Genomic DNA, 10,528 nt, shown 5'->3' on the forward strand with positions numbered 1-10,528 from the left:
ACCAGCGACAGCCGGGGCGGGCTCTACTGTTCGGCCTGGGCCGCGGGCACGCCGGGGCTGACCCGGGTCTTCTGGTGGATCCAGCCGGTCAGGCACAGCAGCGCACCGGCCACCAGCACCCACAGCAGGCCGCGCAGGGCGGTGCCCCGCACCAGGCGCAGGGTGGGGCTGCTGCGTGGCGGGCGCGGGGCCCGGGTGGGCACCGGCGGGGTGCGTGCGTCCTGTTCAAGCACGTTCACCAGGCCCGGCAGCAGGTCCGAGGCCACTACCGCGAACATGCCGGTGGGAAACGCGGCCCGGCGCGCGAGCACCGCCAGTTCTTCCCGACCCACCACGCTTTCCAGCTGGCTGGCGAGCAGGCGCGAAGGCCGGCCGTCACCGGGGAACTGCGTCCCCAGGCCCACCGCGTCGAAGCGCCGACGCAGGCCGTGTACGCCGTCGGGGAGGCTGCGGATGTAGTCGACCAGCACGTCCACCAGGCTGCGCGCGCGGTGGCCAAGGCCCATGTGCAGGGCGGTGTCTTCGATGAAGCGTTCCAGCAGTGACATCAATCTGATTCCCGAATGCACGACCCGCGCGGCATGCACGGGTTCTGCGGGCGTCAATGTCGGGACGACCTGTCAATGCGAAATGAAAGTTGCCCGCGCCGAAGGTTACGAATATCGGCACGGTTTCGGCGATTTAGGATGCCTATCGAAACGCGGCGTGTGTCGCGGCGGCGTCTCGCGCTCCACGCGTGCAGGAAACGACATACTCCTAAAAAATGTGCACCACACCGGATGATGCACTGGCCAGGGGAGAAAGCGTGCCGATTACGACACGCTGCAGCCCCTCGGAGATGTCGTTTTCAGCCGTTTTCCAGCGCCTGCAGGTAGGACTGCCGCCAGTGGTTGATGTCGTGGGCCCGCAGGTGCTCCATCATTGCCTGCCAGCGCTCCACGCGTTTGCGCAGCGGCATGGTGGCGGCGGTGGCGATGGCATCGGCCACGCCATCCAGGTCGTGCGGGTTCACCAGCAGCGCCTGTTTCAGCTCGTCGGCCGCGCCGGCCAACAGCGACAGCACCAGCACGCCGGGGTTCTCCGGATCCTGCGAAGCTACGTATTCCTTTGCAACGAGGTTCATGCCGTCACGCAGCGGCGTGACCAGGCCCACTGCTGCGGCGCGATAGAAGCCGGTAAGGGTGGCGTGGGCGAAGTTCTGGTTCACGTAGCGCAGCGGGGTCCAGTCCGGTGCGGCGAAGCCCCCGTTGATATGCCCGGCGATCTGCTCCAGCTGGCTGCGCAGTTGCCGGTACTCGGTGACGTCACCGCGTGAGACCGGTGCGATCTGCAGGTAGGTCAGGCTGCCGCGCTGGTCAGGGTGGCGCTGCAGGTAGCGCTCGAAGCCCAGGAAGCGTTCGGGCAGGCCCTTGGAATAGTCCAGCCGGTCCACGCCGATGGCCAGCTGGCGGTCGCGCAGGCTGTTGCGCAGGTCGCGCACGGCCGGCTTGGCTGCCCCGGCCTTGGCCTGGCGTTCGATGTGCGCGGTGTCGATGCCGATCGGGAACGCGGCGGCGCGGAAGCGGCGCCCGCCCGGTGCCTCGAGCAGGCCGTCGGGAAGCACCTTGCCGCCGGCAAACAGACGCACGTAGGACTGGAACCGGTCCGCGTCGCGCTGGGTCTGGAAGCCCACCAGGTCGTAGGCATACAGGCTGGAGAACAGCCGCAGGTGGTCGGGCATGGCCTGCAGCAGGTCGGCCGACGGCATCGGCACGTGCAGGAAGAAGCCGATGCGGCAGCCGATCCCTCGCTCGCGCAGCAGCGAGGCCAGCGGGATCAGGTGGTAGTCGTGGATCCAGACGATGTCGTCTTCGCGCAGCAGCGGCGCCAGCTTCTCGGCGAACAGGGCGTTGACCTGGCGGTAGGTCTCGCGGGTGGCGCGGTCGTAGTCGACCAGGTCCAGGCGGAAATGCAGCAGCGGCCACAGGGTGCGGTTGGCGAAGCCGTTGTAGTACCCGTCCACGTCACGCTTGTTGAGGTCCATGGTGACGTAGCGGATGTCGCCCTCGGTCTGCTCGTGCAGGGCGCCGCTGTCTTCCTTCACCGACTTGCCGCTCCAGCCGAACCAGACCCCGCCGCGTTCCTTCAGCGCGGCCAGCAGGCCGACCGCCAGTCCACCGGGTGCGGCCACGCCGGGCGCGGCGACACGGTTGGAGACGACGACCAGGCGACTCATGAGGCCTCCTGCCAGCTGCGCGACAGGCGCATGGCCGCAGTGACCAGGCCCACGTGCGAATAGGTCTGCGGGAAATTGCCCCAGGCTTCGCCATTGTCGAAGGCCAGGTCTTCGGACAGCAGGCCCAGGTGGTTGCGGCGTTCCAGCAGCATTTCGAACATGTCGCGGGCTTCTTCCATGCGACCGATCGCGGCCAGCGCGTCGATGTACCAGAAGGTGCAGATGGTGAAGCTGGTTTCCGGTTCGCCGAAGTCGTCGGGCGCCACGTAGCGGTACAGCGCATTGCCGTGCTTGAGGTCGCGGCCGATGGCGTCGACGGTGGCCACGAAGCGGGCATCGGTGGCGCTGATGAAGCCGATGTCGGCCAGCAGCAGCAGCGAGGCATCCAGGCGATGGCCGCCGTAGGTGTCGGTGAAGTGGCCGAGCTCATCGCTCCAGGCTTCCTTCATGATCCGCGCGTGGATGGTGTTGGCGCGGTCGCGCCAGTACTCGGCGCGGTGGTCCAGCTTCAACCGCACCGCGATCTTGCACAGGCGGTCGCAGGCGGCCCAGCACATCGCGCTGGTGTAGGTGTGCACTTCGGTGCGGCCGCGGAATTCCCACAGCCCGGCATCGGGTACGTCGTGCAGGGCGAAGGCCTGTTCGCCCAGAGGTTCCAGCCGCGCGAAGGTGTGGGTGTCGCCCGGGTCCTGCAGGCGGCGGTCGAAGAACAGCTGGGTGGAGGCCAGCACCACGCTGCCATACACGTCGTGCTGGCGCTGTACCCAGGCCAGGTTGCCGCGGCGCACCGGCCCCATGCCGCGGTAGCCGTCCAGCGAGGGCACTTCGCTTTCTTCCAGCTTGGCCTCGAAGCCGATGCCGTACAGCGGCTGCAGGCTGCCATCGGCGGTGGCCAGGTTGAAGATGTAGCCGAGGAACTGCTCCATGGTGCGGGTCGCACCCAGACGGTTGAGCGCGCGCACCACGAAGGCGGCGTCGCGCAGCCAGCAGTAGCGGTAATCCCAGTTGCGGATGCTGCCGGGCGCTTCCGGGATGGAGGTGGTCATCGCGGCGATGATGGCGCCGCTGTCCTCGTACTGGCACAGCTTCAGGGTGATCGCGCTGCGGATCACCGCGTCCTGCCATTCCAGTGGAATGGACAGGTAACGCACCCATTCGCGCCAGTAGTTCTGGGTGCGCTGCAGCGACTCCTGCACGTAGCCGCTGAGCGAGCGGTTCAGCGATTCGTCCACGCCCAGCACCAGGTGCACCGGGTGGTTGAGCACGAACGGAAGTTCATCGCGCACCATGCGCAACGGCACGTCGGTGGTCAGGCGCAGCACGTGGTCGGGCAGGATCCAGCGGATGTGGTTGCTGCCCCAGGTGGCTTCGGGCACGCGTGCGCCCCAGTCGGCCAGCGGTCGCGCGCGCACGATGATGCGCGGATTGCCAGACAGCGGGCGCACCTGGCGGATCAGGCTGACCGGCCGGTAGAAGCGCTCGTTCTGGCGCCAGCGCGGGGCGAAATCGATGATTTCCAGCGAGCCGCCATGCTTGTCATGCAGCACGGTGCGCAGGATCGCGGTATTGGTCAGGTAGGCCTGCTCGCTGCTGACCAGGTCTTCCAGTTCGATGGCGAAATCGCCACCAACCTGCTGGTTGGGCTGCAGCAGCGCGCAGAAGGTGGGGTCGCCATCGAAGGTGGGCAGGCAGCTCCACACCACGCGGGCATTGCGGTCGATCAGGGCGCCGAAGCTGCCGTTGCCGACCACGCCAAGGTCCAGGTTGGAGGGGGTCATCGGGTGGGGGTTCTCTCGCGGATTCATTGGGCGTTCTGCAGCAGCCAGGCGTGCACGTCGCCCACGTGGGGCAGGGCGAACACCGCAGCGCTCGGCTCGCGCTCGCCGACCAGCACGCTCCAGCCGTGCAGGAGGTTGGCGGCCTCGAAGCCGAATTCGTCGGTCAGGTCGTCACCGACGAATACCGGCACGCGGCCACGGAAGGGTGCCTGCTGCATCAGTTGGTGGAGGGCGCGGCCCTTGTCGCTGCCTTCGGGCACGAACTCGACTACGTGGTCGCCGGGTTGCAGCCGATAGCCGGGATGGTTGCCCAGCTGTTGTTCGGCGAAGGCGCGCACATGCGGCTCGGCCAGTGGCGCAGCGCGCCAGTGCAGGGCCAGGCTGCGGCCCTTGTCTTCGATCAGCACGCCGGGATGGCCGTGCGCGAAGCGCATGGCCTGCTGGTGCACGCCGTGCAGCCACTGGCTGGTGTCGGCCGTGTCGTTGGCGCCGGCGGCAGGCGCGGCCTGGCCGCGTCCACGCACCTGGTGGCCATGCAGGCCGGCGGCGGGAAGGTGCAGCGGTGCGAACAGGGCATCCAGCTGTGCAAGCGGGCGCCCGCTGATCAGCGCGACGGCACCGTCGAGGCGGTCGCTGATGCGGCCGATCGCCTCGCGCACGCCGGGCAACAGCACCACCGCGTCGGGGTCGTCGGCAAATTCAATGAGGGTGCCATCCACGTCCAGGAACAGTGCGCACGCAGCGTCCAGCAGTGGCGGCGGCGGACGTAGGGGGAAGTCGTTGGCCATGCGCGCCAACATGCCACCGGGAATGTGAAATCCCGGTGCGGACACTGGGCCGCACCGGCATTTCATTCATCTCCGCCCGCTCTCGTAGAGCCGGGCCCTGCCCGGCTGCCTCAGAACGTGTAACGCACGCGGCCGTAGTAGTAAGCACCATTGCTGCCGATCGGCGACAGCACGTCATACGGCAGGTTGCCGAAGTAGTAAATATCTTCGTTGGACAGGTCCGAATAGTTGTCGGTCAGGTTCTGCCCACCCAGCGCCACGCTCCACTGCGGGGTGATCCGGTATTCCACTTCGGCATCCAGCTGCCACTCCGCCCCGTAGGTCTGGCGCGGTACATAGCCATCGCCGAAATTGAACACCCGGGTCACGCTGCCATAACGACTCAGGCGGCTGCTCAGGGTCCAGCGGTCGTTGGCCCAGCTGGCGGCCAGCTGCGTGCGCGTCCGCGGGGTCGCATCGGTCAGCGTGTTGGTTTCCTCCAGGCCGAACAGCACATAGTCTGGATCCAGCGCGAGCAGGCTGTCCGGGGTATCCAGCACGTTCTTCAATGTGGTCTTGTTGTAGGCGTAGGTGCCGGTCAGCAGCAGCTGGCCGTCGCCCAGTGCCTGTCGCCAGCTGCTCACCAGTTCGGCACCGCGCGTGCGCGTATCGGCGGCGTTGACGAAGAAGTTCGCGCTCTGCAGCCCGGCCACGCCGAACTGCTGCTGCACGTAATCGGTGAGCGCATCGCCGGTGATGCTTTCCGACAGCGCGATGCGGTCATCGATGTCGATCTGGTAGAAGTCCAGCGACAGGTCGAAATGGTCGCCGATGCGGCTGGTGAAGCCCAGGCTGGTGTTGACCGACTTCTCCGGCTTCAGGTCGGTCGCGCCGAGCCCGCGCGCGATCGGGTTGTTCACCGACAGGGTGCGGCCCTGCACGAGCTGGCCGGCGGCGTTGTAGCCGGTGGAGGTGGACTCGTAGCCGATCTGTGCCAGCGACGGCGCGCGGAAGTTGTTGGAGATCGCACCGCGCAGCGCGAACGCCGGGGCGAACTCATAGCGCAGGCCCAGCTTGCCGGTGAGCTCGCCGCCGTAATCGTCGCTGTGTTCGTAACGCGCCGCGAGATCGCTGGAGAAGTGGTCGCCGAACTGGCTGGACAGGCTGGCATACGCGCTGGCGACATCGCGGCTGAGCGAGGTGGCGTCCTGCGGGCTCAGCCCGCCACCGGCCTGCGAGCCGGTCGGGCGGTCGGTGTAGGGGCCAGCGGCATAGCTGGCCGGGTCGCCCGGACGGGTCTGGAAGTGGTCGCGGCGTGCTTCGGCGCCAAGGCCGAGGGTGTGGCTGTTGTTGCCCTGGGTGAACACCCGGCTCAGGTCGAGATTCCCCACGGTGAGTTCATTGCGGTAATCGCCGGTCTTGAACCGGGTCGGGCTGCCCGGGCCGAGCGAAGCGTTGAGCGAATCGCGCAGCCTGTAGGTGAAGTCGTTGAAGCCGTAGTCCAGGCTGGCATCGTAGTTCCACTCGCCCCACTGGCCCTTGGCGCCGGCCACGGCCTGCACGTCGCGGTTCTCGCCTTCGGAGATCGGGCGGTAACCGTTCGGGTACAGCTCGGTCCAGTTGGCGTCGCTGTCGGGGTAGCGGAAGTAGTTGGCGCCTTCGCTGTCGCGCTGGTTGAAGGTGCTGAAGAAGTAGAACTTCGAGGTTTCGCCGAACGGAAGTTCGGTGTTGATCCAGGCGTTGAGGTCCTTGGTCTTGCCATCGCCCAGCACGTAGTTGCGCTGGCCCTGCAGGGCCAGGTTGGTGTCGCTCTGGTCCCACGGCGGAATCTGGTCGAAGCCGGCGCGGTTGGTGCCTTCGCGGTTCTTCAGCTCCAGGCCCACGCGCAGGAAGCCGCCGTCCTCGCCCAGCCGGGTGCCGACCTTGGCGCTGGCGAAGCTGGTCTGGCCGTCGGTAAGGGTGCGGTTGATCGGCTCGAGGTCGGTGTGGTTGGCGCCGAAGCTGGCTTCGATGGCGCCGCCTTCCGGGGCGTCGTCGAGGATCACGTTGATAACACCGGCCACGGCGTCGGAGCCGTACAGCGCACCGGCGCCGTCGCGCAGCACTTCAATGCGCTTGATCGCGCTGACCGGAATCGAATTGAAGTCGACCGGGGTGGTGCCCTTGCCGATCTTGCTGTCGGTGTTTACCAGCGCGCTGGTGTGGCGGCGCTTGCCGCTGACCAGCACCAGCACCTGGTCGGGCGACAGGCCGCGCAGCTGCGCGGCGCGCACATGGTCGGCGCCGCCGGAGTTGGACTGGCGCGGGAAGTTGAACGAGGGCAGCAGCGCCTGCAGCGCGCTGCCCAGCTCGCCATTGACCACGCCGGCTCGGCGGATGTCTTCCGCGGTGAGCACGTCCACCGGCGAGGTGGATTCGAGCACGGTGCGGTCGATGGCGCGGGTGCCGGTGACGATCACCGTGTCCAGCGTGGCGGGGGAGGCGGGCGCGTCCTGCGCGTGGAGATCCTGTGCCAGCAGGGGGGAAGACAGGACCAGGGCAATGGCAAGGCCAAGGCGCGACGCGGACGGACGGGACATGCAGGCTCCAGCAACAAATCGGGGGGAGGGGTAGAGCCGGGCTCTGCCCGGCTGGTCCCAGATGAAACTATTGTTCCATCCGGATGAAGCGATATATTATCTTGGCGTGATCCGCACCTGTGATGCAAGTCCCAGTACTGACGGATATCAGCTGATAACCCGAAGTGATCTGCACGGATCCCGGAATCCCTCACCCTGTCCATTGCGTAGCGACACGCCATGCGTGTCCCACGGAACCCCCCGAAGCACCCGGAGCCCCCGCACCATGAAACTCTCCCCCCTGCTGTTGGCCGCCGTCCTGGCCCTCAGCGGCTGCGCCACCACCACCCCGACCCCGCGCACGCCTGCATCCGCCACCCCCACCGCCACCCTCCAGGGCGACGCCGCCCGTCCGGATGCGGCGACCAACTGGGTGCGCAGCGAGCTGTACTTCGGCGTGGGCGAGGAGAGCGGCACCTCGGATCGCCAGCAGACCGACGCGATCAGCGAGGCGCAATGGCGCGAGTTCCTGGACAAGCAGGTAACGCCCCGCTTCCCGGACGGCCTCACGGTGTTCGATGCCTACGGACAGTGGCTGTTCCGCGGCGCCAAGGAGCCCAATCGCCTGCGCACCAAGGTGCTGGTGGTGCTGCACGAAGACACCCCGCAGCGCCGCGCCGACATCGAGGCGATCCGCCTGGCGTGGAAGCAGGCAACGAAGCACCAGTCGGTGCTGTGGTCGCAGCAGGCGGTGGAGGTGTCGTTCTGATCGCAGCAGGTGAAGTCGTTGCGACGCCTGGCGCGATGTTTTTCTGGAAGCACATGCAATGGGCATGGCAAATGATGGGGAACCATCGATTCCAAGGAGTTGCAGTGCATTCCGTAGGTTCCAGTTCCTCGCAGGCGTCGGTCGCGCGGCAAGCGGTCGCGTCGCAGACCAACGACAAGCAGCAGGCAACGATCGGCACGCAGGCGCTGTCCGTCGCTGAAATCAGCAACCGCCCGGCGGAAGCCGCAGCTGCGACCCCGACGTATCCCGCGCTCCAGGACCCTGTCGGGGTGGCACTGGAACGGTCGTCTCCGCGGGTTTTCCGCACCTTCATGGAACTGATGGTGTCCGAGAAGTACATGCAAAGGGAAATCCAGGCGGCGGTCCAGGTGCAATCCGGCACCCCTCAGCAGGTCGGCATGCTGCTTGCCCAGATTCGGCGCAATTCCGACGCGTTGGACGCCTTCCCCCGGCTGCTCGCCCAGGCAAAGGCAGCCGAACGGGAATAACACCAACGTATGGCCCGGGTACGCGCTGATTCGCACGCCGGTGTCACCTTCGCAGGTCTAGGCTGGTACTTCCCCCGAACGTGGAAGTGCCGTCATGAGCAAGCGCGTTGCCGAAATCGTCGTCGATACCCTGCAGGCCGCCGGTGTGCGGCACTGTTACGGCATCGTCGGCGACACCCTGAACCATGTCACCGATGCGATCCATCGCAGCGACATCGACTGGGTGCACGTGCGCCATGAAGAGGCCGCGGCGTTCGCGGCCGGTGCCGATTCGCTGATCAGTGGCCAGCTCACCGCCTGCGCCGGCTCCTGCGGCCCGGGCGGGTTGCATTTCATCAATGGCATCTTCGAGGCCAACCGCAACCGCGCCCCGCTGGTGCTGATCGCCAGCCAGGTGGTCACCACCGAGCTGGGCATGGAGTTCCCGCAGGAAGTGGATTTCAAGGCGGTGTATGCCAGCTGCAGCGTGTTCTGCGAGCAGGTCTACAACCCGCAGCAGGCGCGCCGGGTGGTGGCGCTGGCCTGCCAGGCGGCGATCAGCCGGCGCGGGGTGGCGGTGGTGATCCTGCCGGCGGACATCGCCGAAGCCGAGGTGAAGGACGACGTGCCGTTCTCGGTGCACCACGCGCAGCCGGTGCTGCGCCCCAGCGACGACGAACTGCAGCGCATTGCCGCGCTGATCTGCGAGGGCAAGCGCGTGGGCATCTACGCCGGCGCCGGTTGCGAACACGCGCATGACGCGCTGGTGGCGCTGGGCGCGCGGCTGAAGGCGCCGATCGCGCACACCTCGCGCGCCAAGGATTTCGTGGAGTACGACAATCCGTACAACATGGGGATGACCGGCATCTTCGGCATCGAATCGGGCTACCACACGCTGATGGCATGCGACACGCTGCTGCTGCTCGGTGCCGACTTCGCCTGGGGCCAGTTCTACCCGGACAAGGCCACCCTGATCCAGGTGGACCGCGACGGCAGCCACCTCGGCCGGCGCCACCCGGTGCAGCTGGGGGTGGTGGGCGACATCGGGCCGACCCTGGAGGCGCTGCTGCCGCTGCTGCCCGAGCGCGAGGACCGCAGTTTCCTGGACGAATGCATCGAGCACCGCGAGAAGGCGCTGGCGACGCGGGCGAAGGAGGAGCATCCCGGCGAGGGCAGCCTGATCCACCCGCAGCACCTCACCGCGCTGGTCGACCGCCATGCCAGCGAGGATGCGCTGTTCACCGCCGACTGCGGTTCGCCGATGGTGTGGGTGCTGCGCCATACGCGCGCCAACGGGCGCCGGCGCACCCTGACCAGCCTGCTGCACGGCACGATGGCCAACGCCATGCCGCAGGCGCTGGGGCTGCAGAAGGCGTTCCCGGGACGGCAGGTGATCTCGCTGTCCGGCGACGGCGGGATTGCGATGTTGCTCGGCGACCTGCTGACCGCGGTGCAGGAGAACCTGCCGATCAAGGTGGTGGTGTACAACAACAGCTCGCTGAACTTCGTCGAGCTCGAGCAGAAGGTGCAGGGCCTGCTGGACAACTACACCGATCTGAAGAACCCCGACTTCGGCCGCCTGGCCGAGGTGATCGGGTTCTACGGGCGCACCGTGACCCGCAGCGAGGACCTGGAGCAGGCGGTGCAGGACGTGCTGGCCCATCCCGGCCCGGCGCTGCTGGACGTGCATACCAGCCCCACCGAACTGGTGATGCCGGCCCAGGTGGAAGCCAAGCAGGTGGCCGGTACCGCGCTGTACGCGGCGAAGGCGCTGCTGCACGGGCGGGTAGGGGACGTGCGCGACCTGCTGGCGAACAATTTCCTCAACAAGCCGTAAGGGTGTCTGACGAACGTCACGACCAACGGTCGTGACCTACCCGCCAACGGCGGCCGCCCCGCCGGTAGGTACCGACCGTTGGTCGGTACGGCCACACGCCGGCCGCCCCGCCGGAG

Annotated in this window: 8 protein-coding genes; 3 read left to right on the forward strand and 5 right to left on the reverse strand. The window is 67.4% G+C overall.

Translation table 11 applies throughout. The features are described 5' to 3' along the window. Positions 1 to 23 precede the first annotated feature (23 nt). The 5 genes from FSZ13_RS10175 to FSZ13_RS10195 all read right to left on the reverse strand — a co-directional run bounded on the left by FSZ13_RS10175 (position 24) and on the right by FSZ13_RS10195 (position 7,339). Positions 24 to 548: a hypothetical protein gene (locus FSZ13_RS10175; RefSeq protein WP_145479395.1), complete on the reverse strand. Its 525-nt coding sequence runs from the start codon at positions 546 to 548 to the stop codon at positions 24 to 26. A 299-nt stretch (positions 549 to 847) separates the two neighbouring features. Further along, positions 848 to 2,215, reverse strand: a complete 1,368-nt coding sequence (otsA, locus tag FSZ13_RS10180) for an alpha,alpha-trehalose-phosphate synthase (UDP-forming) (protein ID WP_145479396.1) — start codon at positions 2,213 to 2,215, stop codon at positions 848 to 850. Continuing rightward, entirely contained in the window at positions 2,212 to 3,993 is a 1,782-nt protein-coding gene (locus FSZ13_RS10185; RefSeq protein WP_145479397.1) for a glycoside hydrolase family 15 protein, read from the reverse strand. Before FSZ13_RS10185 ends, otsA begins: the two co-directional genes overlap by 4 nt. Before the next feature lie 23 nt (positions 3,994 to 4,016). Further along, on the reverse strand, positions 4,017 to 4,781 hold the full coding sequence (otsB, locus tag FSZ13_RS10190; protein WP_145479398.1) for a trehalose-phosphatase: 765 nt from the start codon (positions 4,779 to 4,781) through the stop codon (positions 4,017 to 4,019). 110 nt (positions 4,782 to 4,891) lie between these two features. Then, the gene (locus FSZ13_RS10195) at positions 4,892 to 7,339 is read right to left on the reverse strand and encodes a TonB-dependent receptor plug domain-containing protein (RefSeq protein ID WP_145479399.1); all 2,448 of its coding nucleotides are present in this window, start codon (positions 7,337 to 7,339) and stop codon (positions 4,892 to 4,894) included. Positions 7,340 to 7,604: 265 nt separating this feature from the next. On the opposite strand from FSZ13_RS10195, the gene FSZ13_RS10200 reads away from it, so the two are divergent. The 3 genes from FSZ13_RS10200 to FSZ13_RS10210 all read left to right on the forward strand — a co-directional run bounded on the left by FSZ13_RS10200 (position 7,605) and on the right by FSZ13_RS10210 (position 10,412). Next, on the forward strand, positions 7,605 to 8,087 hold the full coding sequence (locus FSZ13_RS10200) for a DUF3574 domain-containing protein (RefSeq protein WP_145479400.1): 483 nt from the start codon (positions 7,605 to 7,607) through the stop codon (positions 8,085 to 8,087). A 104-nt stretch (positions 8,088 to 8,191) separates the two neighbouring features. Continuing rightward, positions 8,192 to 8,596 carry a hypothetical protein gene (locus FSZ13_RS10205; RefSeq protein ID WP_145479401.1) on the forward strand — a complete coding sequence of 135 codons (405 nt, stop codon included), beginning with the start codon at positions 8,192 to 8,194 and terminating at the stop codon, positions 8,594 to 8,596. A gap of 94 nt (positions 8,597 to 8,690) precedes the next feature. Beyond that, on the forward strand, positions 8,691 to 10,412 hold the full coding sequence (locus FSZ13_RS10210) for a thiamine pyrophosphate-dependent enzyme (protein WP_145479402.1): 1,722 nt from the start codon (positions 8,691 to 8,693) through the stop codon (positions 10,410 to 10,412). Positions 10,413 to 10,528: the final 116 nt, after the last annotated feature.

The organism is Stenotrophomonas rhizophila (assembly GCF_007667275.1).
Classification (GTDB): Bacteria; Pseudomonadota; Gammaproteobacteria; order Xanthomonadales; family Xanthomonadaceae; genus Stenotrophomonas; species Stenotrophomonas maltophilia_AE.

Excerpts from the sequence above, each read along its gene's own strand:
- FSZ13_RS10175 (WP_145479395.1), bottom strand. The coding sequence starts at position 548 with ATGTCACTGCTGGAACGCTTCATCGAAGACACCGCCCTGCACATGGGC.
- FSZ13_RS10200 (WP_145479400.1), top strand. The coding sequence starts at position 7,605 with ATGAAACTCTCCCCCCTGCTGTTGGCCGCCGTCCTGGCCCTCAGCGGC.
- otsA (WP_145479396.1), bottom strand. The coding sequence starts at position 2,215 with ATGAGTCGCCTGGTCGTCGTCTCCAACCGTGTCGCCGCGCCCGGCGTG.
- FSZ13_RS10210 (WP_145479402.1), top strand. The coding sequence starts at position 8,691 with ATGAGCAAGCGCGTTGCCGAAATCGTCGTCGATACCCTGCAGGCCGCC.
- FSZ13_RS10195 (WP_145479399.1), bottom strand. The coding sequence starts at position 7,339 with ATGTCCCGTCCGTCCGCGTCGCGCCTTGGCCTTGCCATTGCCCTGGTC.
- FSZ13_RS10185 (WP_145479397.1), bottom strand. The coding sequence starts at position 3,993 with ATGACCCCCTCCAACCTGGACCTTGGCGTGGTCGGCAACGGCAGCTTC.
- otsB (WP_145479398.1), bottom strand. The coding sequence starts at position 4,781 with ATGGCCAACGACTTCCCCCTACGTCCGCCGCCGCCACTGCTGGACGCT.